General features: G+C 72.1%; 17 protein-coding genes and 2 pseudogenes. 11 read left to right on the forward strand and 8 right to left on the reverse strand.

All coding sequences use genetic code 11. The annotated features are described in order from the left end of the window. Nucleotides 1-6: 6 nt before the first annotated feature. Both WBG99_RS24575 and dusB read left to right on the forward strand, forming a co-directional pair. Nucleotides 7-411, forward strand: coding sequence for an SRPBCC domain-containing protein (locus WBG99_RS24575; protein ID WP_338898381.1), 405 nt, complete (start codon nt 7-9; stop codon nt 409-411). A gap of 380 nt (nt 412-791) precedes the next feature. Continuing rightward, nucleotides 792-1,982, forward strand: coding sequence for a tRNA dihydrouridine synthase DusB (dusB, locus tag WBG99_RS24580; protein ID WP_338898382.1), 1,191 nt, complete (start codon nt 792-794; stop codon nt 1,980-1,982). Nucleotides 1,983-2,408: 426 nt separating this feature from the next. Here dusB and WBG99_RS24585 read toward each other — a convergent pair whose 3' ends face one another. Continuing rightward, nucleotides 2,409-4,088, reverse strand: a complete 1,680-nt coding sequence (locus WBG99_RS24585) for a hypothetical protein (protein WP_338898383.1) — start codon at nt 4,086-4,088, stop codon at nt 2,409-2,411. Between the two features lie 243 nt (nt 4,089-4,331). On the opposite strand from WBG99_RS24585, the gene WBG99_RS24590 reads away from it, so the two are divergent. The 3 genes and pseudogenes from WBG99_RS24590 to WBG99_RS24600 all read left to right on the forward strand — a co-directional run bounded on the left by WBG99_RS24590 (nt 4,332) and on the right by WBG99_RS24600 (nt 9,789). Further along, the gene (locus tag WBG99_RS24590) at nt 4,332-5,531 is read left to right on the forward strand and encodes an ROK family protein (RefSeq protein ID WP_338898384.1); all 1,200 of its coding nucleotides are present in this window, start codon (nt 4,332-4,334) and stop codon (nt 5,529-5,531) included. 450 nt (nt 5,532-5,981) lie between these two features. Continuing rightward, nucleotides 5,982-8,674, forward strand: a pseudogene (ppdK, locus tag WBG99_RS24595) (pyruvate, phosphate dikinase). A gap of 182 nt (nt 8,675-8,856) precedes the next feature. Then, the gene (locus WBG99_RS24600) at nt 8,857-9,789 is read left to right on the forward strand and encodes an oxidoreductase (protein ID WP_338898385.1); all 933 of its coding nucleotides are present in this window, start codon (nt 8,857-8,859) and stop codon (nt 9,787-9,789) included. Nucleotides 9,790-9,902: 113 nt separating this feature from the next. Here the strand turns inward: WBG99_RS24600 and nirD are convergent, their stop codons facing one another. The 3 genes from nirD to WBG99_RS24615 are packed head-to-tail and all read right to left on the reverse strand — an operon-like array spanning nt 9,903 to nt 14,070. After that, nucleotides 9,903-10,253, reverse strand: coding sequence for a nitrite reductase small subunit NirD (gene nirD / locus WBG99_RS24605; protein WP_338898386.1), 351 nt, complete (start codon nt 10,251-10,253; stop codon nt 9,903-9,905). Beyond that, a complete protein-coding gene (gene nirB / locus WBG99_RS24610; RefSeq protein WP_338898387.1) occupies nt 10,250-12,853 on the reverse strand; it encodes a nitrite reductase large subunit NirB in 2,604 nt (867 codons plus the stop codon). The genes nirD and nirB overlap by 4 nt, the downstream gene beginning before the upstream one ends. Beyond that, on the reverse strand, nt 12,850-14,070 hold the full coding sequence (locus WBG99_RS24615) for an FAD-dependent oxidoreductase (protein WP_338898388.1): 1,221 nt from the start codon (nt 14,068-14,070) through the stop codon (nt 12,850-12,852). Before WBG99_RS24615 ends, nirB begins: the two co-directional genes overlap by 4 nt. A gap of 300 nt (nt 14,071-14,370) precedes the next feature. Here WBG99_RS24615 and WBG99_RS24620 point away from each other — a divergent pair, with 300 nt between their 5' ends. Further along, the gene (locus tag WBG99_RS24620) at nt 14,371-15,156 is read left to right on the forward strand and encodes a TSUP family transporter (RefSeq protein WP_338900477.1); all 786 of its coding nucleotides are present in this window, start codon (nt 14,371-14,373) and stop codon (nt 15,154-15,156) included. A 72-nt stretch (nt 15,157-15,228) separates the two neighbouring features. Here the strand turns inward: WBG99_RS24620 and WBG99_RS24625 are convergent, their stop codons facing one another. Together WBG99_RS24625 and WBG99_RS24630 are read right to left on the reverse strand one after the other, a co-directional pair. Next, complete coding sequence (locus WBG99_RS24625) at nt 15,229-15,948, reverse strand: class F sortase (RefSeq protein ID WP_338898389.1); 720 nt, start codon at nt 15,946-15,948, stop codon at nt 15,229-15,231. A gap of 116 nt (nt 15,949-16,064) precedes the next feature. Further along, nucleotides 16,065-16,601, reverse strand: coding sequence for a hypothetical protein (locus WBG99_RS24630; RefSeq protein ID WP_338898390.1), 537 nt, complete (start codon nt 16,599-16,601; stop codon nt 16,065-16,067). Nucleotides 16,602-16,903: 302 nt separating this feature from the next. Between WBG99_RS24630 and WBG99_RS24635 the strand changes: the two genes are divergently transcribed. Further along, nucleotides 16,904-17,551: an NAD(P)H-dependent oxidoreductase gene (locus WBG99_RS24635; RefSeq protein ID WP_338898391.1), complete on the forward strand. Its 648-nt coding sequence runs from the start codon at nt 16,904-16,906 to the stop codon at nt 17,549-17,551. Between the two features lie 116 nt (nt 17,552-17,667). Here WBG99_RS24635 and WBG99_RS24640 read toward each other — a convergent pair whose 3' ends face one another. After that, on the reverse strand, nt 17,668-19,305 hold the full coding sequence (locus WBG99_RS24640) for a sigma factor (protein WP_338898392.1): 1,638 nt from the start codon (nt 19,303-19,305) through the stop codon (nt 17,668-17,670). Between the two features lie 397 nt (nt 19,306-19,702). On the opposite strand from WBG99_RS24640, the gene WBG99_RS24645 reads away from it, so the two are divergent. The 4 genes and pseudogenes from WBG99_RS24645 (at nt 19,703) to WBG99_RS24660 (ending at nt 22,687) form a co-directional block, all read left to right on the forward strand. Beyond that, nucleotides 19,703-20,143 (forward strand): SsgA family sporulation/cell division regulator, encoded by a 441-nt coding sequence (locus WBG99_RS24645; protein WP_338898393.1) that lies wholly within the window; start codon nt 19,703-19,705, stop codon nt 20,141-20,143. A gap of 105 nt (nt 20,144-20,248) precedes the next feature. Continuing rightward, nucleotides 20,249-21,430: a permease gene (locus WBG99_RS24650; RefSeq protein ID WP_338898394.1), complete on the forward strand. Its 1,182-nt coding sequence runs from the start codon at nt 20,249-20,251 to the stop codon at nt 21,428-21,430. After that, nucleotides 21,427-22,209: a TIGR03943 family protein gene (locus WBG99_RS24655; protein ID WP_338898395.1), complete on the forward strand. Its 783-nt coding sequence runs from the start codon at nt 21,427-21,429 to the stop codon at nt 22,207-22,209. The genes WBG99_RS24650 and WBG99_RS24655 overlap by 4 nt, the downstream gene beginning before the upstream one ends. 54 nt (nt 22,210-22,263) lie before the next feature. Continuing rightward, a pseudogene (locus WBG99_RS24660) lies at nt 22,264-22,687 on the forward strand (gamma-glutamylcyclotransferase family protein). Between the two features lie 219 nt (nt 22,688-22,906). On the opposite strand, the gene WBG99_RS24665 reads toward WBG99_RS24660, so the two are convergent. Further along, on the reverse strand, nt 22,907-24,997 hold the full coding sequence (locus WBG99_RS24665; RefSeq protein WP_338898396.1) for a molybdopterin oxidoreductase family protein: 2,091 nt from the start codon (nt 24,995-24,997) through the stop codon (nt 22,907-22,909). Between the last annotated feature and the right edge of the window lie 167 nt (nt 24,998-25,164).

Below are 25,164 nucleotides of genomic sequence, written 5' to 3' on the forward strand. Positions count from 1 at the left end.
ATCCTCATGTCCACTCGATCCACCGGACTCACCAAGGACGTCGGATGGCAAGTCGGCGTCTCCCGGACCCTGCCCCAATCGCCCGCCGTCGTATGGGAGTTCATCAGCGGCCCGCGCGGTGTTGAGCTGTGGCTCGGCTCCGGGGCGCGGCTCACCCCGGAGCCCGGTGCCCCGTACGCCACCCACGACGGCGTCACCGGTGAGGTGCGCGGCTACCGGCCCGGTGACCGCATCCGCGTCACCTACGGCGATACGACCGTCCAGGTGGCCGTCTCGGCGGCCGGCGGCGGCAGAGCCGTACTCGTCTTCCATCAGGAACGCATGGCGAGCGCCGAGGAGCGTGAGCGTCAACGGGCGCACTGGCAGCGGGTGATGGTCCAGGTCGCCGGGGAGCTCGACGACCTGGTTTGACGGCGTTCGTGGTGTTCCGGGCATTCCGAGGCTCCGGGCGTTCCTGCTTTGCGGGCCTAGCGGGCCTAGCGGGCCTTGCGGGCCTTGCGGGCCTCCAGGCGGTCCTGGGGCTCCGGTGCTCTGGCCGTTCGGCCCCCGCCTCTTCCGGGGCGAGTCCCACCGGTCTCGCGAGCGGCGTCGGCGTCGCCCTACGACCCCACGCCCGCCGCGTCCCGCACCTCCGCCGACTCCAGATCAGGAGGCTGGTGCAGCAGATCGCGAGCACCAGCAGGCGGTGGCGGTGGCTGAGCTCGGGCATGCGCTCCATCGTACGCGCGAATCGATAGTGTGCCTAACTAATGAATGGGCGGGCATCGGCCGCCGTGCGTGACAATGGGGGAATGTCCACGCCCTCGTCCACGCCCTCGACCGCGCCGCCCCCGCCGCTCCGGATCGGCCCGCACGCCGTCTCCCCGCCCGTCGTCCTGGCTCCCATGGCCGGCATCACGAACGCGCCGTTCCGCACTCTCTGCCGGGAGTTCAGCGGAGGCAAGGGCTTGTTCGTCAGCGAGATGATCACCACGCGGGCGCTGGTCGAGCGCAACGAGAAGACCATGCAGCTGATCCACTTCGACGCGACCGAGAAGCCGCGCTCGATCCAGCTGTACGGCGTGGACCCGGCGACCGTCGGCAAGGCCGTCCGCATGATCGCGGAGGAGGGTCTCGCCGACCACATCGACCTGAACTTCGGCTGCCCGGTCCCCAAGGTGACCCGCAAGGGCGGCGGTTCGGCCCTCCCGTACAAGCGGAACCTGCTGCGCGCGATCCTCCGCGAGGCCGTGCGCGGTGCCGGGGACCTCCCCGTCACCATGAAGATGCGCAAGGGCATCGACGACGACCACATCACCTACCTCGACGCCGGCCGAATCGCCGTCGAGGAGGGCGTCACGGCGATCGCCCTGCACGGACGCACGGCCGCCCAGCACTACGGCGGCACCGCCGACTGGGACGCCATCGCCCGCCTCAAGGAGCACGTCCCCGAGATCCCCGTCCTAGGCAACGGCGACATCTGGTCCGCGCGGGACGCGCTGCGGATGGTCCGCGAGACGGGTTGCGACGGGGTGGTCGTGGGGCGCGGCTGTCTCGGGCGTCCGTGGCTGTTCGCGGATCTGGTCGCCGCCTTCGAGGGCCGGACCGAGGCCCGTGCCGCGGGCGCTGACGAACGCGGTGCGCGGCCCTCGCTCCGCGAGGTCGCCGACGTCATGGTCCGGCACGCCACACTCCTCGGCGAGTGGATCGGCGACGAGCCCAGGGGCGTCGTCGACTTCCGCAAGCACGTGGCCTGGTACCTCAAGGGCTTCGCCGTCGGCTCCGAGCTGCGGAGGCGGCTCGCCATCACCTCCTCCCTCGCCGAACTCCGCTCCGGACTCGATGAGTTGGACCTCGACCAGCCCTGGCCGGCCGGCGCCGACGGTCCGCGCGGTCGCACCTCCGGCAACAACCGCGTCGTCCTCCCGGACGGCTGGCTCAAGGACCCGTACGACTGCGCGGGGGTGGGCGAGGACGCCGAACTGGACACGTCCGGGGGGTAGCAACGGGGCGCGCCCGGGGACCGGCCGCGCGACCGGCGCAGCCTGCACGGCTGTCGCACGGTCTTCGAGGCACCCGCGCTGCTCGCCCCCGACCCGGATTTCGCCGTGCCGCCGGACGCGCCGGCCGGTGGCACGGTCGCCCATACCGCCCGTACCCGGCCAGAACCTCCGGCAGCCGATACCCGGCGGCCGTGGCCGCGTCGACCAGCCCGGTCGCGACCGTACGGGCCTCGTCATGCAGCCCGTACCGCGCCAGCCCCAGCGTGATCAGCGCGTTGTCGTGCGGCCAGACCGAACCCCGGTGGTACCGGGCGTCCCGCACGAACAGCCCGTCCGGGGAACTGCCGCCCCGCACGCCGCGGATGTCGCCGCCGTCGCCCACGGCGGCGAACGTCCCGCCGCGCACGAGCAGGTGATGCCGGTCCGTCATCCCCGGTCCCCTCCCTTGGCCCTCATGCCGACCATGGCCTCGGCCTCGTTGTCGTGGTGCTGTCCGTCGTCGTGATCGTCGTCGCGGTCGCGCTGGTGGTCGCGCCGGTGGCCGTCGTCGTCCTGGTCGTCCCGGTGCAGCAGGTCGAGGGTGAGCGCGGCCGTCCAGCCGAAGCCGCGTGCTCCGCAGGCCTCGCCGGTGTACGGGTCCACGTACTCGGCGAACCCGGACGCGCCGGCCGTCTCCAGCAACGCAGCCCGCAGCCGGTCCGCCCGCCCCGGCTCCCCGTGCAGCCGCAGGCCCCGCTCCACCATCCAGTTCGTGTTGAACCACGCCGGACCACGCCAGTACCGGTGCGGATCGAAGGCCTCCCCGAGGAGGTCGTACGACGGCACGAACCGCGTGGCCCCGCCGAGCCCGAAGTGGGGGCCGTGGATCGTCCGCACGAGAGCGGCGGCGACCTCACGGGGGAGGCCGGGGACGAGAAGGGGGATCAGACCGGAGACGCTGCGCTCGGGGATGAGAGCACCGCTCTGCGAGCGCCGCACCGGAGCGGGAGCGGTGCTCGCAGAGCGGTGTTCGCTTTCGAGAGCGCTGCTCCGAGAGCGTTGCTCGCTTCCGACAGCGCCGCTCGGCGAGCGGCGATCTGGATCAAGAGCACCGCTCTCGCGCGTCCCGTTCACATCCCGGCAGAAGAACATCTCCTCCGCCGGGTCCCACAGCCGCTCCACCAGAGCCGCCGTCAGGCGCTCGGCGCGCGCGTACCGGGCCGTCCCGGGGGCGCCCAGCTCCTTCGCGATGTGCGCCAGAGCGTGTTCGGAGGTGATGAGGAGGGCGTTGAAGGCGGGGTCCTCGACGACGAACCCGCCGTCCCCGGAGCCGCTTCCCCCGGCCGCCCGGTCCCGGTACCCCCGGTCCCGGTACTCCGTCGCCAGGCGCACGTACCGCCCGTAGTCAAGATCCGTCGGCCGGTCCTCGGCCGCGCCGTGGTCGAGGTCGGCGCGGCGGAAGGAGCGGGCCGGGGCCGGGGTGATCCGGGCGAGGGGCGCGTCCCAGGTGGGGCTGTTGTCCATGCCCTGTTCCCAGGGGTGGACGACGGAGGCCAGCCCGCCCCCGCCCAGGTCGCGGCGGTGCAGCAGATAGCGGTGCCAGGCGGCCAGCCGCGGGTACACCCGGGGCAGGAAGCCGCGCGCCCGCGACAGCCCGGGGTCTGCCCGGTGCACCATCCAGGCGGCCAGCGCGTGCACCGGCGGCTGCACGATGCCCGAGGTCTGCGTGGTGAGCGGGGCGCCCGCGGCGCGCCCCGCCGTCGAGGAGCGCCAGAAGTCGGGGCTCGGGAAGTACGCGTCGAACGGCACGGAGGGATTGAAGACGATGTGCGGGACGCGTCCGTCGCCCCACTGCGCGGCGAGCAGCGTCTCCAGCTCGGTCTGCGCGCGCAGCGGCGACAGGTGCCGCAGCCCGATCGCGATGAACGCCGAGTCCCACGACCACTGGTGCGGATACAGCGTGCGCGAGGGCACGGTGGACCGGCCCGTCCAGTTGGCCGCCAGTACTTCGGCCGCTCCGCGATGCGGCGAACCGGCCGGCACGGTCACCGAGGCGGTCGCGCGCGCTGTCGCGGTCTCCGCCGTGGTCTTCGCGCGGTGCGCGGTGAGCTGGGGTGTGCGGTCCACGCAGGGCTCCCCGAGGACAAGGTGCCGATCGGTTCGGCGGTAGCCGCCATGAGGTTACGTCTATCTAACACGCAGAACCCGATATGTAATGCAGAGTTGGTGGACGCAAGAGGGTGTGCGGCAGCGGTCCCGCGCCGAAAAACGCTTGAGCGGTCGCACGAGCGCTCACGTCGGCGGTGCCGGAGAGTCGGCGGTGCCGGGCATGATCGGGTGAACGTTCGCACGACTGGGAGGACCGTGAAGGTGGGCAGTCACGCCGGTGCCGGAGATCTGCTGGAGCTGGTCCGCAGCGGCCGGGCCACCACCCGTGGCGCGCTCCAGCAGGCCACGGGTCTGTCCCGGGCCACGGTCGGCCAGCGCCTGGACCGCCTCTTCCGCGCGGGCTGGCTCCGCGAGGGCGCCGGCGGCCCCGTCGGCTCCCCGCTCGGGGGACGCCCCTCCATCACCCTCGAATTCGACGACGAGCACGCGGTCGTCCTCGCCGCCGACCTCGACACCCGCCACGCCCGCGCCGCCGTCCTCTCCCTCACCGGCGAGATCCAGGCCGAACGCACCGGCACGTCGGTCATCGAGGAGGGCCCCGACGCCGTACTGGACGGACTCGGGCGGTGGTTCGCGGAACTCCTGGAGAAGGCGGGCCGGCCGGCCGACGCGGTCTGCGGCATCGGCCTCGCCGTCCCCGGCCCGGTGGACGTCGACACCGGCCGGGTCGTCCAGCCGCCGATCATGCCCGGTTGGGACGGCTACGACATAAGAGGCCGTCTGGCCCGCGCCTTCACCGAGCACGCGGCCGGCCCCGTGGGCGTCCCGGTTCTCGTCGACAACGACGCCAACCTCATGGCGTACGGCGAACAGCGCACGGGATACGCCGACTGCTCGGCGTTCGCGCTGGTCAAGGTGTCCACGGGTATCGGCGCCGGGATGGTGGTCGACGGCGCCGTATACCGGGGCGTCGACGGCGGCGCCGGCGACATCGGCCACATCCGGGTCCCGCAGGGCGCTCAGGCGCTGTGCAAGTGCGGCTCGTACGGCTGCCTGGCGGCGGTCGCGAGCGGCGGCGCCGTGGCGCGGCGGCTGGCGGAGGCGGGGGTCCCGGCGGCCTCGGGCTCAGATGTGCGGGACCTGCTGACCTCGGGTCACCCCGCGGCGACGGCGCTCGCACGGGAGGCGGGCCGGGCCGTCGGGGACGTCCTCGCCACGGTCGTCACCCTGTTGAACCCCGGCGTTCTGATGATCGCCGGGGATCTGGCCGGAACCCCCTTCCTCACCGGCGTACGGGAACTGCTCTACCAGCGCGCCCTGCCCCGCTCCACGGCCCACCTGGACGTGGTGACCTCCCGGCTGGGGGAGCGGGCGGGCCTGGTCGGGGCGGGCGCACTGGTGGTCGAGCACCTGTACGCGCCGGCGCGAGCCGAGGAGCGGTTGGTGGCGCTGGGTGTGTGATGCCCCCGCCGGACCGGTCCGCATCGTGGAATCCGGCGCGCGCGGACTGCGTGATTCTCGCCACCCTTGATAAGGGTCGCGCTCATATGAGCGAATCGCATACGACTCCGCGACTTCAATGGGTGGCACTGGGTGCCACCCGTTGATCGTTCATCGGGCGAACTCAGGCGTGCCACTTGGTGCTCATGTGAGCACCAAGTGGCATCTGTCGATGCGATCGCGTTCAAGGGGTGAACGCATATCGGCGTCGTTCCTTGCCAAGCCTTGACTTTCGATCTGCTGGCGGACGGGTGGTTACAGGCGCATGACGCGCAAGTGGACGTACCCAGGAGCCTTTGATCTGGGTATGTTCCTCGCCGTCAGGGCAGCCACCGCGTCCTCAAGGAGTTGGGACCTGTGTCGGAAAACCAAGATCCCCACGTAGGCCACGTAGCTCGCAGTGTTGAGGGCGTGAAGTTCGTCTATGACTTCACCGAAGGCAACAAGGACCTCAAGGACCTCCTCGGCGGCAAGGGCGCGAACCTCGCCGAGATGACCAACCTCGGTCTCCCCGTGCCACCCGGCTTCACCATCACCACCGAGGCCTGCAAGGTCTACCTCGACAGCGGCGACGAGCCCGCGGCACTCCGTGACGAGGTCAGCGCCCACCTGACGGCCCTCGAAGAGAAGATGGGCAGGAAACTCGGCCGGTCCGACAACCCGCTCCTCGTCTCGGTCCGCTCCGGCGCGAAGTTCTCGATGCCCGGAATGATGGACACGGTCCTCAACATCGGCCTCTCCGACAAGTCGGTCCAGGGCCTGGCCAGGCAAGCAGGCGACGACCGCTTCGCCTGGGACTCCTACCGCCGCCTCATCCAGATGTTCGGCAAGACAGTCCTCGGCGTCGACGGGGACCTCTTCGAGGAGGCGCTGGAGGCGGCGAAGGCGGCCAAGAAGGTCGTCGTCGACACCGAGCTGGAGGCCGCGGACCTCAAGAAGCTCGTCACCAAGTTCAAGAAGATCGTCAAGACCGAGGCCGGCCGCGACTTCCCGCAGGACCCGCGCGAGCAGATGGACCTCGCCATCAAGGCCGTCTTCGACTCCTGGAACGGCGACCGCGCCAAGCTCTACCGCCGCCAGGAGCGCATCCCGCACGACCTCGGTACCGCCGTCAACGTCTGCTCGATGGTCTTCGGCAACCTCGGCCCCGACTCCGGCACGGGTGTGGCGTTCACCAGGGACCCCGCCTCCGGCCACCAGGGCGTCTACGGCGACTACCTGCAGAACGCCCAGGGCGAGGACGTGGTGGCGGGCATCCGTAACACCGTCCCCCTGGCGGAGCTGGAGTCGATCGACAAGAAGTCCTACGACCAGCTGATGCAGATCATGGAGACCCTGGAGAACCACTACAAGGATCTCTGCGACATCGAGTTCACCATCGAACGCGGCCAGTTGTGGATGCTCCAGACCCGCGTCGGCAAGCGCACGGCGGGCGCGGCCTTCCGTATCGCCACCCAGCTCGTCGACCAGGGCCTCATCGACGAGGCCGAGGCGCTCCAGCGCGTGACGGGCGCCCAACTGGCCCAGCTGATGTTCCCCGCTTCGACGAGGACGCGAAGGTCCGGCAGGTCGGCCGGGGCATCGCGGCGTCGCCGGGCGCGGCGGTCGGCAAGGCCGTCTTCGACTCGTACACGGCGGTGAAGTGGTCGCGGTCGGGCGAGAAGGTCATCCTGGTCCGCCGCGAGACCAACCCCGACGACCTGGACGGCATGATCGCGGCCGAGGGCATCCTGACGTCGCGCGGCGGCAAGACGTCCCACGCCGCCGTCGTGGCGCGCGGCATGGGCAAGACGTGCGTGTGCGGCGCGGAGGAACTCGAGGTCGACACCAAGCGCCGCCGGATGACCGTGCCGGGCGGACACGTGGTGGAGGAGGGCGACCTGATCTCGATCGACGGGTCGTCGGGCAAGGTCTACCTGGGCGAGGTGCCCGTGGTGCCCTCCCCGGTCGTCGAGTACTTCGAGGGCCGGATGCACGCGGGCGCCAACGACGCCGACGAACTGGTCGAGGCGGTCCACCGGATCATGGCCTTCGCGGACCGCAAGCGCCGCCTCCGGGTCCGGGCGAACGCGGACAACGCCGAGGACGCGCTGCGCGCCCGCCGCTTCGGCGCCCAGGGCATCGGTCTGTGCCGTACGGAGCACATGTTCCTCGGCGACCGCCGCGAACTGGTCGAGCGCCTCATCCTGGCCGACACGGAGGCCGAGCGCGAGGAGTCGCTCAAGCAGCTGCTCCCGCTGCAGAAGCAGGACTTCGTGGAGCTGTTCTCGGCGATGGACGGCCTCCCGGTGACGGTCCGCCTCCTGGACCCGCCGCTGCACGAGTTCCTGCCGGACATCACGGAACTGTCGGTACGCGTCGCCCTCGCGGAGTCCCGCCAGGAGCCCCACGAGAACGAACTCCGCCTGCTCCAGGCCGTCCACCGCCTGCACGAGCAGAACCCGATGCTGGGTCTGCGCGGTGTACGCCTCGGCCTGGTCATCCCCGGCCTCTTCACGATGCAGGTACGGGCGATCGCCGAGGCCGCGGCCGAACGGAAGAACTCGAAGGGCGACCCGCGCGCCGAGATCATGATCCCGCTGGTCGGCACGGTCCAGGAGCTGGAGATCGTCCGCGAGGAGGCCGACCAGGTCATCGCGGAGGTCCAGGCGGCGACGGGTACGGAGCTGAAGCTGGCGATCGGCACGATGATCGAACTGCCGCGCGCCGCCCTGACGGCGGGCCAGATCGCGGAGGCGGCCGAGTTCTTCTCCTTCGGCACGAACGACCTGACCCAGACGGTGTGGGGCTTCAGCCGCGACGACGTCGAGGCCTCCTTCTTCACGGCCTACCTGGAGAAGGGCATCTTCGGCGTGTCCCCCTTCGAGACGATCGACAAGGACGGCGTGGGCTCGCTGGTGAAGCTCGCGGCGGAGGCGGGCCGCGCGACCCGCCCCGACCTCAAGCTCGGCGTCTGCGGCGAACACGGCGGCGACCCGGAATCGGTCCACTTCTTCCACGAGGTGGGTCTGGACTACGTCTCCTGCTCCCCGTTCCGTATCCCGGTCGCCCGCCTCGAAGCCGGCCGCGCGGCCTCCCGGTCGACGGGCAGCGACCACCGCTGACCCCGCGACCACCGGTGCCCTCGCCTGTCACCTCCTGACCCTCACCGACAAGGCGACGGCACCGGCACATGGAGAGAGGGCGGCATCCCGTGCGGGGGGTGCCGCCCTTCTGGCCCGGCCACGCCTGCCGTACGCTGAATGCCCTACGAGCCGTTTCGGAGCGCTTCGAAGAAGGTGGCGTCATGACGGGCTGGAACGTGCGTGACATCCCCGACCAGGGCGGTCGCACGGCTGTCGTGACCGGCGCCAACAGTGGCATCGGGTACGCCGCCGCCCGGGAACTCGCCCGCCGCGGAGCCCATGTCGTCCTCGCCTGTCGCAGCACGGAGCGAGGGGCCGTGGCGTTGGAGCGGATGCGTTCCGAAGTCCCGGACGGCAGCGCCGAGTTGATGCGGCTCGATCTCGGGGACCTCAACTCCGTACGGGAGTTCGCCACGACGTACGGACGCGTGCACGACCGGCTGGATCTGCTCCTCGACAACGCGGGGGTGATGGCCGTGGCGCGGGGGCGCACGGCCGACGGGTTCGAGACGCAGTTCGGGACCAACCACCTCGGCCACTTCGCCCTCACCGGCCTGCTGCTGCCGACACTGCTCGGCACGCCCGGCGCCCGCGTCGTCACTGTGTCCAGCACCATGCACATGAGGGCGAACATCGATCTCACCGACCTCAACAGCGAGCGTAAGTACGGGCGTTGGCTCGCCTACGGCCGCTCCAAGACCGCCAACCTGCTCTTCACCCACGAGCTGGCGCGGCGGCTGGCGGCCGGCGGCTCGGACGTCGTCGCCGCGGCCGTGCACCCCGGTTACGCGGCGACCAATCTCCAGACGGCCGGCCCCAGCGCCGAGGGCCGCAAGGGCGTCGAGCGGTTCATGCGGATCGGCAACCGCTTCCTCGCCCAGTCCGCCGAAGCCGGGGCCCTGCCCACGCTCTACGCCGCGACCGCCCCCGGCGTACGGCCCGACTCCTTCATCGGCCCGTCCTTCGCGATGTGGCGCGGCGCGCCCGGCCCGTCCCGACGAGCACCCTGGACCCTCGACGACCGGGCCGGAGAGCGCCTGTGGGCCGCCTCGGAGCGACTCACCGGGGTCACCTACGACGCGCTGAAGGCCTGACGCGTACGGCTCGCGAAGCGGAGACCGCCGCCGCACCGCCGGTGCGGCCCCGTGGCCGCCGGCGACGCGGCGAGCGCGGTGACGGGGTCGGGTCTCCTCGGCCCCTCGGCCCGCTAAGCCGCCCGTATCTCGTACGTGGCGATCCGTACCGAATCGTCGTCCAGGCACTGCCCGCTCTCCAGGTCGAAGCGCTGCTTCAGGAGGGGGGAGGCGACGAAGGGGCGGCCCTGGCAGGCGCCGGTGAGGCCGCGGGAGAGGACGGCGGCGCCGCTGAAGGGGTCGCGGTTGTCGACGGCGTACAGCCTGCCGGCGCGGTCGAGGAAGAGCGCGGCCTGGTTGCCGTCGGGGAGCAGGGCGGCCACGCCGCGGCCCGGGATCAGCAGGGTCAGGTCGCAGACCGTGAACCAGCCGTCCGCCAGCCGCAGCTGGACCTTCACATCGGTTTTCTCGGGAGCGACGGTCATCGCTGTGCGCTTCCTTCCAGGACATCGGCGGGCCGCAGGCCGATGGACAGCAGCGGCAGGTCGGGCTTGATCTGGTCACGCTCGGGCACGAAGCCGACGACCGGGTCCGGTGTGTCGGGGGCGTTGACGAAGGACACGAACCGGGCGAGCTTCTCGGGGTCGTTGATGGTGGACGCCCACTCGTCGGCGTAGTGCGCGACATGGTCCGTCATCAGGGACTCCAGCTCCTCGCAGATGCCGAGGGAGTCCTCGACGACGACGTCCCGGACGTGGTCCAGGCCGCCGGGGATCCGCTCCAGCCAGGTCGACGTGCGCTCCAGCCGGTCGGCGGTGCGGATGTAGAACATCAGGAACCGGTCGATCAGCTTGATCAGTTCGGCGTCGGTGAGGTCCTGGGCCAGCAGGTCGGCGTGGCGGGGGGTGGCGCCGCCGTTGCCGCCGACGTACAGGTTCCAGCCGTTGGAGGTGGCGATGACGCCGAAGTCCTTCGACTGGGCCTCGGCGCACTCGCGGGCGCAGCCGGAGACCGCCGACTTGAGCTTGTGCGGGGAACGCAGACCCCGGTAGCGCAGCTCCAGGTCGATCGCCATGCGGACCGAGTCCTGGACGCCGTAGCGGCACCAGGTCTGGCCCACGCACGACTTCACCGTACGCAGCGACTTGCCGTAGGCGTGCCCGGACTCGAATCCGGCGTCCACCAACCGGGCCCAGATCAGCGGCAGTTGTTCGACGCGTGCGCCGAACATGTCGATCCGCTGACCACCGGTGATCTTCGTGTAGAGACCGAAGTCGCGGGCGATCTCGCCGATCACGATCAGGCCCTCGGGGGTGATCTCACCGCCGGGGATGCGCGGGACGACGGAGTAGGAGCCGTTCTTCTGCAGGTTGGCGAGGAAGTGGTCGTTGGTCTCCTGCAGCGCCGCCTGCTCGCCGTCGAGGACGTAGCCGCTCGCGCCGATGGTCGGGGCGAGGGAGGCGATGATCGAGCCGACCGCCGGCTTGCAGATGTCGCAGCCGTCACCGCCCTTGGCCTCGTCGCGGCCGTAGCGGTCCAGGAGGGCCTGGTAGGTGTTGATGCGCAGGGCGAGGACGATCTCGTACAGCTCCTCGCGGGTCTGCGAGAAGCAGGCGCACAGGCCCTTGTCGACGACCACGCCACTGGCTTCGAGCTCGGCGGTGACCAGCTGGCCGAGGACCTTGACGCAGGAGCCGCAGCCCGTGCCGGCCTTGGTGCACTTCTTGACCTCGGGCACGGTGGTGCACTGGTGGTCGGTGACCGCGCCGCGGATGGCGCCCTTCGACACGTTGTGGCAGGAGCAGATGACCGCCTCGTCCGGCAGCGCGGACGGGCCGAGCTGCGCGCCGCCGCCGGAGCCCGCGGGCAGGACCAGCGACTCGGGCGAGATGGGCGGGACGGAGCCGGTGAGCGCCCGCAGTGTGCCGTACGCCTCCGCGTCGCCGACCAGGATGCCGCCGAGCAGCTCGCCGTCCCGGCCGATGACCAGCTTCTTGTAGACACCCGAGCGGGAGTCGGCGTACACGACGTCCAGGCAGTCGGCGGTCGCGCCGTGCGCGTCACCGAAGGAGGCGACGTCCACGCCGAGCAGCTTCAGCTTCGTCGACATGTCCGCGCCCGTGAAGGCGGCCTCGTCCGCCGCGATCGTCGCGGCGGCCGTCTCGGCCTGCTCGTAACCGGGGGCCACCAGGCCGTACACCCGGCCGTCGCAGGCCAGCGCACACTCGCCGATCGCGAACACGTGCGGGTCGTTCACGGTCCGGCACTGCTCGTCGACGCTGATGCCGCCGCGCTCGCCGACCGTCAGGCCGCAGTCGCGGGCGAGCTGGTCGCGGGGGCGGACACCGGCGGAGAACACCACCATGCCGGCGGCGAGTTCGGAACCGTCGGACAGCTTCATCCCGGTGACCGCGCCGTTCTCACCGACGACGATCTCCTGCGTGCCCACACCGGTGTGCACGCTCAGGCCCATGTCCTCGATGGTGCGCAGCAGCGCCGCGCCACCGCCGTCGTCCACCTGCACCGGCATCAGACGCGGCGCGAACTCCACGATGTGCGAGGTGAGTCCGAGGCCCTTCAGCGCGCCGGCCGCCTCAAGCCCCAGCAGACCGCCGCCGACCACGGCACCGACCTCGACCTTCTTCGCGTACTCCTCGATCGCGAGCAGGTCCTCGATCGTGCGGTAGACGAAGCAGCCCTCGGCGTCCTTGTTCGGGACCGGCGGCACGAAGGGGTACGAGCCGGTGGCGAGGACGAGGGTGTCGTACTCGAAGACCTGGCCGGAGCGGGCGGTGACCTTCTTCGACTCACGGTCGATGGTCTCCGCCGGGTCGCCGACGAACAGCTCGATGCCGTGCGTCTCGATGAACGCCATGTCGGTCATCGACAGGTCCTCGGGCGTCCTGCCCGCGAAGTACGAGGTGAGCGCCACACGGTCGTAGGCCGGGCGCGGCTCCTCGCACAGCACGACCACGCGGTGCGTGGCGGTCAGGCCGCGCTCGGCGAGCGCTTCGAGGAAGCGCTGGCCGACCATGCCGTGGCCGACGAGCACGATCGTGGGGGTGGCCCCCAGGGCGGCGGTCATTCAGGGCCTCCATCGTTGGTGAGCAGGTGGAGCAGCGGAGCGCCGTTCGCGGGGAGCGGCTCCGCTCCCTCCCAGGCGCGGGCGAGCGCGCCCACGGTGCCGAGTTCGCCGACGAGCACCCCGCCGACCAGGCGGTCGTCTCGGACGACGACCTTGCGGTAGGTGCCGCGGGTGGCGTCGGCGAGCTGGATGACGTCGTCACCGGGCCGGGGCTCGGGCTCGCCGAACGCGGCGAGATCGAGGAAGTCCGCTCCGGCGAGCGTCAGTCGGGTCAGGGCGCGGGTGCCGGTGTAACGGGAGTCGAGGTTCCCGGCCAGCAACTCGGCCAGGACGTCCGCCTGTTCGAGCGCCGGGGTGGCGAGCCCGTACACCGTGCCCCCGAACTGGGCGCAGTCGCCGATCGCGTGGATGTACGGGTCGGAGCTGCGCAGCTCCTCGTCGACGATGACTCCCTTGTGCACCGCGAGCCCCGCCTCCCGGGCCAGACCCGCACGGGGGTGGACCCCGCAGGCGATGACGACGAGGTCCGCGTCGAGCGCGTACCCGTCGGCCAGCGACACGGACCGCACGGTCCCGCCGACGCTGCGCACGGCACGTACGCGCGTCTCGGTGTGCACCTCGACACCCAGCTCGGTGAGGTGGTGTCGGACCAACATGGAGGCGGACGGGTCGAGTTGACGCTCCATCAGTCGCTCGCCCTGCTGGGCGAGGACCACCTGGGCGCCGCGCCGGGCGAGCGCGCGGGAGGCGGAGACCCCGAGGAGCCCGCCCCCGATGACGACGGCCCGCGCGCCCGGCCGTACGGCCCGCGACAGCCGCATGCAGTCGTCCATGGTCCTGAAGGCGTGCACCCCGTCGGGGAACTCGTGCCGCTCCGGGTCCCAGAGACCGCGCAGCGGCGGCAGCACCGGGTTGGAGCCGGTCGCGAGGACCAGCCTGTCGTAGGCGATCTCCGCACCGTCCGCGAGATGTACGGCTCGCATCTCGCGGTCGATACCGACCACCCGGCCGCGCGTCAGCCCGGCGGGGGCGGGCAACGCGATGACCTCGGGCGCGTACCGCCCGGCCAGGACTTCGGCGAGCAGCACCCGGTTGTACGGTGTGTGCTCCTCCTCACCGATCAGCGTGGCGGGCACACCGAGGTCTCCGAGCCGCCGGGCGAGACGCACACCCGCGAGGCCGGAGCCGATCACCACCACACGTTCATTCGAGGTCATGTCCTTGAGCGTGCGGTGCCGGTGTTACCCGACCGCATCGCGTCTGTTTCCCACGAGGAACGCTGCCCTCCCCGCGGCCCCGAGGGGAGTGTGAGGGGTTTCCGGACGACCGGGGCGGTGCGTGAGGTCGTCCTGGATCAGCGCGCTGACCTGGCGGTACGGGGGTCATGCGGGCGTATACGGGAGGGCGGCGCCGACGGCGGCGCGACGGCGCTCGCCAGGGTGACCCCGGCACGGCAACCTCAGAAGACCCTCAGGTCGATGGACAGCACACCTGTCACCCCGCATAAGGTCGCGCTCATGCCCGACATATCGCTGACCATGGTCGTCGTCCTCTGCCTCGCCGCCCTCGCGGCCGGCTGGATCGACGCCGTGGTCGGCGGCGGTGGGCTGCTCCTGCTCCCCACCCTCCTCCTGGGGCTGCCCGACGGCGCCTCGGCCGCCCAGTACGCCCTCGGCACCAACAAGGCGGTCGCGATCGTCGGCACGACGGGTGCGGCGGTGACCTACGCCCGCCGCACCCCCGTCGACGTCGGGACCGCCGTACGGATCGGCCTGGCGGCGCTCGCCGGCTCGACGGGCGGCGCCTTCGTGGCCGCCGGCATGAGCACCGAGGTACTGAAGCCGGTGGTCATGGTGGTCCTGGTGGCCGTGGGCGCCTTCGTGATCCTCCGCCCCTCCTTCGGCACGGCTCCCGCCACCGGCCCGGTCTCCGCACGCCGCGTCCTCGCCGCGATCGGCCTGGCCGGCATCGGCATCGGCTTCTACGACGGTCTCGTCGGCCCCGGCACCGGCACGTTCCTCGTCCTGGCGCTCACCGCCGTCCTCCACCTCGACCTGGTCACCGCCTCCGCCACCGCCAAGATCGTCAACTGCTGCACCAACGCCGGCGCCCTCGCGACCTTCGCCTGGAAGGGCACGGTCCACTGGCAGCTGGCGGCCCTGATGGCGGTCTTCAACCTCGTCGGCGGGACCGTCGGGGCGCGGACCGCGCTCAGGAAGGGGAGCGGTTTCGTCCGGGCCGTACTGCTGACCGTGGTGTTCACACTGGTGGCGAAGATGGGATACGAGGAATGGCTGGCATGAGGACGCCGGGGGCCGGGGCAGGGGGCGGGGTGCGGGAGCGTGCGGCTGCGGACGGCTGAAGCCCGTCGGCGGTCATGCCGCGCGGCTGCCCGTGAGGTGGGCGAAGACGACCACGTTCCCCTGATAGCCGGTCGATCTGGAGTAACCGCCCCCGCAGGTGATGACCCGCAACTCCGGCCGTGGCGCCGCCCCGTACACCTTCTCGTCCGGGAAGTCCCGCGCGTCGTACACCTCCACCGCGTCCACGGTGAACACCGCGATCCCCCCGTCCCGCCGGTCCACCTCGATGGGGGCGCCCCGCTTCAGTGCGCCGAGGTGGTAGAAGACGGCGGGCCCGTCGGCGTTGTCCACATGCCCCGCGACGATGGCGGTGCCCCGCTCGCCCGGGGTGGTGCCGGCCGCGTACCAGCCGGCGAGGTTCTTCTTCTCGGCGGGCGGGACGTCGAGACTGCCGGCGGGGGTGAGGCCGAGCCCCATGAGGGGAGCGTCCACGCGGATGGAGCGGATGCGGACGCGGGAGGGCGGGGAGGGCGGCAGGGCTTCGGCGACCGACTCGGGCGTGGATGTGGACGATGACGCGGAGGGGGACGAGGACGCGGAGGTGGACGTGCTGGACGGGTTCGCCGTACCCGCCCCGCTCGCCGTATGCGGTGAACTCGAACGGATGTGGGCCTGCGCGGCCGACGGCTGCGGCGGCGCGTGCGACGCGAAGCCGTCGCGCAGCAACCACGCACCGGAACAGAGGGCGACCACGGTGACGCCCGCTATGACGGCGTTGGTGAACCGGCGCACCAGGGCCTCCTCTCGACTCCCCTTCGTTCCCCGCTCCTCTCCTCCGGGCCGAGGGGCGTCGGGCCCGGAGGAGAGGGGGACGGCGGTACCGGCGGACGGACTGCGGAGGTTGCCCGTCAGATCCCGTCGCCTCTCGCCCGGCGATGCAGGAGCCAGGTACCGCCCGCGGCGGCGACGGCCAGGGCCGCCACTCCCGCCGCGGTCTGCTCGGGGCCGGGTCCGAGCGCGCCGCCGACCCCCGTCTTGACACTTCCCCTCGGGTACGTCGACTGCTCGGTGAGTGTGCCGGTGAGCGTGACCACCAGGTCGCCGGTGACCCGTCGGCCACCGTGCGCGCAGGTCGCGACGATCTCGTACGTCCCCGGATGTGCGCTCGGCGGCACCTTGAACCGCCCGCTGAGCGGTGGCTGCCCGGAGCCGGGCGCGAGTGAGAAGGAGCCGGCGCCGACCGCGCTGGCGTCCCCGGCCGCCGTACCGTTCGCGCCGCAGGCCGCCGTACGGGCGGTGACCTCGTCGCCGGGGACGACTCCGGCGGGGGACAGTTCCAGCCGCCCGGAGCCCTCACCGCCGTACGCGGGCGCGGCGGCGAGGGCCGCGGCGGCGACGGCGACGGCGAGCGCGGTTCCGGACAGCGGCCGGGCGATACGTCGCATCTTGCTTGCTCCTCCGAGAGTCCTCCTTGTCCTTCCGAGGTAAGTGGCACGACGGCCCGAGCGCTTCCTGAAGGAGTGTCGAAATGAGGTGAACGAGTGTCGCGGAGGTGGTCGGCGGAGGGGCGGCCGAGAAGTGTTCGGGCAGGTCATGGGGGCGATCCGGGGGCCATCCGAGGGCTGCGGGAAAGAGAACGCGTTGGAGGTACGGCGAGGGGTGTGAACGGGTGACCAGGACCCTCGGATGCGGTGGCCCCCGACGACGGCTTGACCTCAAGCAAAGTCGAGGTACGAGAGTGGTGGCCATGAAGACCGCCACGCACAGCCACGCGGACGCATCATCGAAGTCCGCCCCTTCTCCCTCCCCTGCCCTCCCTTCCCCCACCCCGGTCCGGGTGACGTTGGTCATCGGCAGCAACCGGGCCGGCCGGTTCGGGCCGGTGGTCGCCGAGTGGCTGCTGGGGAGGGTGCGGGAACACGACGACTTCGAGGTCGACGTCGTGGACGTCGCCGAGGCCGACCTGCCGACGACCTTCGCCCCGACCTCCGAGAGCACGGCACGTCTGGCCGAGGTGACCCCCAGGCTGGCGGCGGCCGAGGCGTTCGTCGTCCTGACCCCCGAGTACAACCACTCCTACCCGGCGGCCCTGAAGAACCTCATCGACTGGCACTTCCACGAGTGGCGCGCAAAGCCTGTCGCCCTCGTCTCCTACGGCGGTCTCTCAGGCGGCCTCCGCGCCGTGGAGCACCTCCGTCAGGTCTTCGCCGAAGTCCACGCCACCACCGTCCGTGACACGGTCTCCTTCCACAACGCCCAAGCGGCCTTCGACACCACCGGCCACCTCAAGGACCCCTCCGGTCCGAACACCGCCGCCAAGGTGATGCTGGACCAGCTGGCCTGGTGGGGACGGGCACTGCGGGAGGCGAAGGAGAAGCGACCGTACGGGAGGTGACGCCCGCCCCGGCCCGCAGGACCTTCTTTCAGAGGCGAGGGGAACCGCGCGGCCAGCCCTCGCCCACCCGCAGCCGGCGCGGCCCCGAACGACCGGCGGGGGCGAGGCCCCTGGCCTCAGCCTCCGCAACCGCCCCCGGGCTCCGCAGGCACCGGCTCCGCAGGCACCGGCACCGGCTCCGCAGGCACCGGCACCGGCTCCGCAGGCACCGGCACCGGCTCCGGAGTTTCCGGCTCCGGTACCGCTGGAGTGGGCGCCTCGGGGGCCGGATCGGCAGCCTCCGGTGGGGTGGGCGCCTCCTCCGCGGGGACGGGATCGGCGGAGGCGGGAGCTTCCGGCGCCGGGGTGTCGGTGCCCGGTGTCTCGGTCTCCGGGTAGGCCGGGGTCTCCGGGTAGGCCGGGGCTTCCGGCGTGCCCGGCGTATGCGGAGTACCGGCGTCCGGGGTGTCCGGCGCGGCGTCGTCCTTCGGCGGGTCGTCGTCGGTCGCGTCGGCCGCCGGGAGCTCGGCCACCGGCTCCCGGGCCGAATCCCCGCCATCCTCCGCCTGAACCACGACCACGCCACTGTCGTCGCTCTCCACGCCACCGTCACCGAAGCCGGCCGAAGACACACCTCCGGAGTCGGCCGCACCGGCCCGGCCCTCCCGTGGGGCGGCGACCGCGTCCGTCGTGGCGTTTCGGTGTTCGGCCACCTCGGTCCAGGGGGCCTCGGGGCGCTGCGGCGCCGGGGCCTGGGCGGCCGGCACGCGCGGAGGCGGGACTGCCGCGGGTTCGAGGGAGCCGAGGACGATGCCGACCACGACGGCGGCGGCAGCGGCGGCGGTGCTGACGGCGGCCACGGCCGGACCCTTCGCCCCGCCGGCCGCGGCGTGCCGTACGGCGTGCAGCAGCTGCCCACCACCGTGCCCGCCCAGCGCGGCGGCCGTACCGGCGGACCCGGCGGTGAGGGAGAGCAGCAACTTGCCCCCGCCCCCGCCCACGACGAACACCAGCAACGCCGGACCGACGAGTGCGGGCAGCCGGTCGTTGGTGCGCATCAGGACCGCGAGCCGTGCCCGGCAGTCGTCGCAGGCGTCCACATGGCTGAGCAGTTGCTCGGACTGCCGCGACGTCGCCGTACCGCGCACATACGCCGGCATGCGCCCCCAACGCACCTGGCACGCCGGGTCGACCGGCGCCCCGGGCTGCTCGCGCAGGAAGGCCTGGCGCATGCCCTCGCGCGCCCGGTGCAGCAGTACCGCCGTGGCGCCCTGCTTGGCGCCGATGCGCCGCCCGACCGTCTCCAGCGGCTGCCCCTCCGCCTCGGCCAGCCACAGCGCCTGTACCCACCGCTCGGGCAGTTGGCCCAGCACGCGCACCAACAGATCGACGGAGGACACCTGTTCGGCCGGGTCGGTGGCGTCGTCCGCGTACACATCGGCCTTGAGCCCGACCCGCTCGGGAGCGGTCGGATCCTGTGGTGTCTCGCGCGTGGCGCCGCCCACGGAGGCCGCGAGATGCCGCACCGTCGTCATCAGATACGCCGGCACGTTGTCGATCTCGTGCCCCGCCGACAGCCGCCGCCACACCCGGAAGTGCGCCTCGGCGGCCAGGTCCTCGGCGGTCCAGGCGTTCCTGGTGAGCGAGCGCGCGTATGCGACGAGGCGCGGGTGCTGTTCCTCGTAGATCCGGGTGTACGTGGCTGTCGTGGACGTGGAACTGGGCGCGGACCCCTGAGCGGGTACGGCCGGCACGGTGGCGTGACCGTCGGTCATGGCAGGAACGCTCTCCAGTCGCCTGCTGATGGGACTAGTCGATTTTGTATGTCGAGATGACAAAAATCTAAAGTAATCACACAAAGTGATGCGCGTCACAGCGTGTGACTTCGAAAGCGGCGTAATACAGGGGCTCTTGCCGTGGTCGAGAGGGGTGTCGGCGCGGTCGGCCGACCGCGTACCGGAGAGCTGGAAGGGCTCACCGAACCCGAAGGGCCGGCCCGCGAACACATGAACTCGAAGCATCCGAGCATCCGGAGAGTCTGAAGCGCGTGAAGAAGTCGGAGCCCCCGAGCGGCAGACGGACCCGAAGCGCCCGAAGCATGCGAAGCACCTGAACCACCCAAAGCGCCAGAAGTACCCGAAGTACCCGAAGTGCTCGAACTGGAGAAGGCCCATGCACCACGCCAAGCCCGCCCGCCCCACCCCTCCCGCCCTCGAACAAGTCGCCCGCGCCCGCCTGGTCACCCCCGACTACGACGAGGTCTCGGTCCGCACGACCCTGCGCTACACCCCCGGCGACCCCCTGGCCGTGCACATCGACTTCCCGGCCGGCGCCTCGGCTGACGACGCCAACGTGACGTGGACGTTCGCCCGCACCCTGCTGGCGGAGGGGCTGGCCGCTCCGGCCGGGATCGGTGACGTGCACCTGTGGCCCTGCGGCCCCGCCCACACCGTCGTGGAACTTCACTCGCCGCAGGGCATGGCCATCGTCCGTTTCGACACGCCGGCGCTCCGCCGCTTCCTGCGCCGCTCGTGCGCCGTCGTCGCGCTCGGCGGGGAGGACCTGGAACCGGCACTCGACGACGGCCTCGCCTCCCTCCTGGGCGGAGTCTGAAGCGCGGCGTCCGGAGTGCGGCGTCCGGAGCGCGGCGTCCGCAACACGAAGCCCGCGGTGGTTCCCGGAGCGGTCACCCGGAGCGCTCGCCTGTCCGCGCCCGCTATGTTCGATCCGTTCATCCGACAGCGCGGAGTTGGCATGCAGAAGACAGACGAACCGGCCGAGGGGCCGGTGCCGGCGGAGGTGGCAGGGGCGGCGGAGGCGGAGACGGCCGTTGTGGTCCTCAAGGGGACCGCCGGCACGGCCACCGGCAACGCCGGCACGGCCACCGGCAACGCCGGCACGGCCACCGGCGACGAAGCGTCCCCCGACGAGGCCGCCGCCCACGGCTGGCCCCGGCACTGGCCCCTCCTTCTCCTCGGCGCGGCCGTCCTCCCCGGTGTCGCGCTGTTCGCCGTGGGCCGGTGGATGGAGGAACCGGCCGTGCAGGCGTGGCGGACTGTCTGTCTGTCCATCGCCGTGCAGGCGCTGCCGTTCCTGCTGCTCGGTACGGCCCTGTCGGGTGCCATCAACGCGTTCGTGCCTGCGCGGGTGTTCACCCGGTTGCTGCCCCGCAAGCCGGCGCTCGCGGTGCCGGTCGCCGGTGCCGCCGGCGTGGTGCTGCCCGGCTGTGAGTGCGCGTCGGTGCCGGTCGCGAGCAGCCTGATCGGCCGGGGGGTCAACCCGGCCGCCGCCTTCGCGTTCCTGCTGTCGGCGCCCGCCGTCAACCCGATCGTCCTGACCTCCACGGCCGTTGCCTTCCCCGGCAGCCCCGCCATGGTGCTGGCCCGGCTGCTCGCCTCGCTCGTCACCGCCGCGGCGATGGGCTGGCTGTGGCTCTGGCTGGGCCGCGCGGAATGGCTCAAGCCGGTCGCGCGGCACACGGGACACCGGCCCGGACACAGCCGCTGGAACGAGTTCCGGCTCGGCTTCCAGCACGACTTCCTGCACGCGGGCGGCTTCCTCGTCGTCGGCGCCATGGCCGCGGCCACCTTCAACGTGCTCGTCCCGCGCTCCGTGCTCGACACCTTCGCCGACTCGCCCTGGCTGTCGGTCCTGTTCCTCGCCGCGCTCGCCATCCTCCTCTCCGTGTGCTCCGAGGCCGACGCCTTCGTCGCCGCGTCCCTCACCGGCTTCTCACCCACCGCCCGGCTCACGTTCATGGTCGTCGGCCCGATGGTCGACCTGAAGCTGATCGCCCTCCAGACGGGCACTTTCGGCCGGGCCTTCGCGTTCCGCTTCTCCGCCGCGACGGTCGTCGTCGCGGTCACCGCCAGCGTCCTGATCGGAGCCGTACTGCTGTGAGACGACCCCTGCAGGCGCTCCTTCTCCTCCTCAGCGGCCTCGGCCTCCTCCACGCCACGCTCCTCACCGACCACTACCTCAGATACGTCAAGGAGGGCATGTACCCCTTCCTCGTCGCCTCGGGAGTGCTGCTGCTCCTGCTGGGTGGGCTGGAGGCATGGTCGGTGTGGCGGCCGGAAGGGACGAACGCGCACGAGACCCACGAGGGTGACCAGGAGGGGGAGGGGAGCGACCACGGTCATGACCACTCCACCCCGCCCCGCGTCGCCTGGCTGCTGTTCCTCCCCGCGCTGAGCCTGCTCTTCTACGCCCCGCCGGCCATCGGCGCGTACACCGCCTCCCGGGAGGCCCCCAAGGCGGTGGCGGTCACGGAGCAGGACGGCTTCGACCCCCTGCCGACGACCTCACCGCTCCCGATGACCCTCACCGACTTCACGCGCCGGGTGCAGCAGGACCGTGACCGGGCGATCGACGGCCGTACGGTCCTGATGACCGGCTTCGTCACCCCGGACACGGAGGGCGCCGACGGCGAAGGCGGCTGGTACCTGACCCGCACGATCTTCAGCTGTTGCGCAGCGGACGCCCAGTTCGTGAAGGTACGCGTCCACGGCGTCGCGCCCCCGCCCGCCGACACCTGGGTCACCGTCACCGGCACCTGGCACCCCGCCGGTACCCTCGGCACCGGCTCCGCCCAGGCGGCCCTCGACGCCGAGACCGTCGAAGAGGTCCCCCGCCCGACCAACGGCTACACCGACGCCCTCCCCCTCACCGGCTCCTGAGTCCCGAGCAGTCCCGAAGAGTCCCGAAGGACCCGACAGTCGGAGAGGAGAACGGTGCTCCCCTTCTTCGTCTACGGCACCCTCCGCCCCGGCGAGCCCAACCACGACCTCTTCCTCCACGGCCGCACCGACACCGAGAGGCCGGCCCTGGTGGGCGGCATGGTCCTGTACGACGGCCCCGGCTACCCGTACGCGGTGGAGGAGACCGGAGCGGAGCCCGGGGAGGGGGCACGGTGAGCGGCGACCTCGTCACCGTCCGGCCCGATGCCTACGCCGAACTTCTGCGCACCCTGGACCAGTTGGAGGAGTACGCGCCGGGTGACCCCGCGAACCTCTACGAGCGCGTGGAACGAGCGGCGACGCTCGATGACGGCACGGCGGTCCGCGCCTGGGTGTACGTCGCCGCTCCGGCCGTCGCCGCCGGGCTACGGGCCCGGGGAAGCTGATCGAAGGCGGTGACTGGCGCACGCGGCGCTGAGCCGGCGGCTGCCGGTGGCTGGTGCCGCGGCAGGCGACGTTCGCCCCGTCGCGGCACAAGTGGCCGCTCGCGCGGCCCCCGGCGCTCTCAGGGCGCGGCCGGTGTCAGCCGCGGCAACAGGACCGGCGGGGCTTCGGGCAGGCTCAGCCGGAGTCGTCCGTCCGGCCGGGGAGACCGAGCGGCCAGAAGGGTCCCCGACGGGACCTCCGACTCCCCTCCTCAGTCCCCCACTGCCTCCACCCGCACCGCGCACGCCTTGAACTCCGGCATGCGTGAGGTCGGATCGAGGGCGGGGTTGGTGAGGGTGTTGGCGCGGCCCTCGCCCGGCCAGTGGAAGGGCATGAAGACCGTGTCGGGGCGGATGGTCGTCGTGATGCGGGCGGGGGCCACGGCCCGGCCCCGGCGGGAGACCACGGCCACCGGATCGCCCTCCGCGGCGCCGACCCGCTCGGCGAGCCGGGGGTGCAGTTCCACGAACGGGCCGGGCGCGGCGGCGTTCAGCTCGTCGACCCGCCGGGTCTGGGCGCCCGACTGGTACTGGGCGACGACGCGCCCGGTGGTGAGCAGCACCGGATACTCGGCGTCCGGCTCCTCGGCCACCGCCCGGTGCACGACGGGCACGAACCGCGCCCGGCCGTCGTCCGTGGCGAACCGGTCGAGGAAGAGGCGCGGTGTACCGGGATGGACCTCGTCGGCCGGGGCGGGGCAGGGCCAGAACACCCCGTTCTCCTCCGCCAGCCGCCGGTAGGTGATCCCCGAGTAGTCGGCGGGCCCGCCCGCGCTGGCCCGGCGCAGTTCGCCGAAGACCTCCTCGGCGTCGGTCGGGAATCCCTTCTCGACGCCGAGCCGGTCGGCCAGCTCGTGCATGACCTCCAGGTCGCTGCGGACGCCCTCGGGCGGGGTGATCGCGCGTCGCCGCAGCAGCACCCGGCCCTCCAGGTTGGTGGTCGTGCCGGTCTCCTCCGCCCACTGGGTCACCGGCAGCACGACGTCCGCGAGTTCCGCCGTCTCCGACAGCACGACGTCGCACACCGCCAGGAAGTCCAGCGACTTGATCCGCTCCTCGATGTGCGCGGCCCGGGGCGCCGACACCACCGGGTTGGAGCCCATCAGCAGCAGGGACCTGATGTCGGTGCCGAGCGCGTCGAGCAGCTCGTAGGCGCTGCGCCCGGGGCCGGGCAGGCTCTCCGGGTCCACGCCCCAGACCTCGGCGACGTGCCGCCGCGCCTCGGGGTCGACCAGCTTGCGGTAGCCGGGCAACTGGTCGGCCTTCTGGCCGTGTTCGCGTCCGCCCTGCCCGTTGCCCTGTCCGGTGAGACAGCCGTACCCGGACAGCGGCCGGCCGGCCCGGCCCGTCGCCAGCGTGAGATTGATCCACGCGCCGACCGTGTCCGTGCCCTTGGACTGCTGCTCGGGCCCGCGCGCGGTGAGCACCATCGCGTGCTCCGGCTCGCAGAACAGCCCTACCGCCTCGCGGAGTTCGGGAACGGACACCCCCGTGATCCGTTCCACGTACTCCGGCCAGTGCGCCATGGCCGCTGCCCGCGTCTCCTCCCACCCGCTGGTCCGCTCGCGGATGTACTCCTCGTCCGTCCGTCCCTCGGCCACGATCAGATGCAACAGGCCGAGAGCCAGGGCGAGATCGCTGCCGGGGCGCGGCGCCAGATGCAGGTCGGCCTGTTCGGCCGTGCGGGTGCGGCGCGGATCGATGACGATCAACGTGCCGCCGTTGTCGCGCAGTTCCGTCAGATACCGCAGCGCCGGCGGCATGGTCTCCGCGAGGTTGGAGCCGACGAGGACGACACACCCCGTCTTCGGGATGTCCTCCAGCGGGAACGGCAGCCCCCGGTCCAGCCCGAAGGCCTTCATCCCGGCAGCCGCCGCCGAGGACATGCAGAAGCGGCCGTTGTAGTCGATCTGCGAGGTGCCGAGCACCACCCGCGCGAACTTGCCGAGCAGATACGCCTTCTCGTTGGTGAGCCCGCCGCCGCCGAACACTCCGCACGCGTCCGGGCCATGCTCCGTACGCGTGCGGGTGAGCCCCTCGGCGATCCGGTCGAGTGCCTCGTCCCAGGAGGCGGGCTCCAGGACGCCCGCCCTTCTGACCAAGGGACTGGTCAGCCTGACCCGGGACGAGAGCACCGCCGGCGCCGTACGGCCCTTGCCGCACAGCGCTCCCCGGTTCACCGGGAAGTCCGCGCGCTCCGTGACCACTGCGACACCGTCGGACCCGTCCGCACCGGGCGTCAGGTTCATCCCGCACTGCAGGGCGCAGTACGGGCAGTGGGTGGGCGTCGCGGAGTTCGGCATACCGCTCAGCGTGCGTCGGGCGTGTTACGCGCCGCGACGCTCCCCGTTACGCGACCGGCACGGGGACCTCCCGGCGGCCCCGGGCCCGGCGTGAGGAGCCGGCCCGACGACGTCCCGGCTCTGGCACCGTATGTGGTCGCTCCACCGCTGACCGTCCACGCGTTCGG

This window comes from Streptomyces sp. TG1A-60 (genome assembly GCF_037201975.1).
In the GTDB taxonomy this organism is placed as follows: domain Bacteria; phylum Actinomycetota; class Actinomycetes; order Streptomycetales; family Streptomycetaceae; genus Streptomyces.

Excerpts from the sequence above, each read along its gene's own strand:
- WBG99_RS24575 (WP_338898381.1), top strand. The coding sequence starts at position 7 with ATGTCCACTCGATCCACCGGACTCACCAAGGACGTCGGATGGCAAGTC.
- dusB (WP_338898382.1), top strand. The coding sequence starts at position 792 with ATGTCCACGCCCTCGTCCACGCCCTCGACCGCGCCGCCCCCGCCGCTC.
- WBG99_RS24600 (WP_338898385.1), top strand. The coding sequence starts at position 8,857 with ATGACGGGCTGGAACGTGCGTGACATCCCCGACCAGGGCGGTCGCACG.
- nirD (WP_338898386.1), bottom strand. The coding sequence starts at position 10,253 with ATGACCGTCGCTCCCGAGAAAACCGATGTGAAGGTCCAGCTGCGGCTG.
- nirB (WP_338898387.1), bottom strand. The coding sequence starts at position 12,853 with ATGACCGCCGCCCTGGGGGCCACCCCCACGATCGTGCTCGTCGGCCAC.
- WBG99_RS24615 (WP_338898388.1), bottom strand. The coding sequence starts at position 14,070 with ATGACCTCGAATGAACGTGTGGTGGTGATCGGCTCCGGCCTCGCGGGT.
- WBG99_RS24620 (WP_338900477.1), top strand. The coding sequence starts at position 14,371 with ATGCCCGACATATCGCTGACCATGGTCGTCGTCCTCTGCCTCGCCGCC.
- WBG99_RS24630 (WP_338898390.1), bottom strand. The coding sequence starts at position 16,601 with ATGCGACGTATCGCCCGGCCGCTGTCCGGAACCGCGCTCGCCGTCGCC.
- WBG99_RS24635 (WP_338898391.1), top strand. The coding sequence starts at position 16,904 with ATGAAGACCGCCACGCACAGCCACGCGGACGCATCATCGAAGTCCGCC.
- WBG99_RS24640 (WP_338898392.1), bottom strand. The coding sequence starts at position 19,305 with ATGACCGACGGTCACGCCACCGTGCCGGCCGTACCCGCTCAGGGGTCC.
- WBG99_RS24645 (WP_338898393.1), top strand. The coding sequence starts at position 19,703 with ATGCACCACGCCAAGCCCGCCCGCCCCACCCCTCCCGCCCTCGAACAA.
- WBG99_RS24650 (WP_338898394.1), top strand. The coding sequence starts at position 20,249 with ATGTTCGATCCGTTCATCCGACAGCGCGGAGTTGGCATGCAGAAGACA.
- WBG99_RS24665 (WP_338898396.1), bottom strand. The coding sequence starts at position 24,997 with ATGCCGAACTCCGCGACGCCCACCCACTGCCCGTACTGCGCCCTGCAG.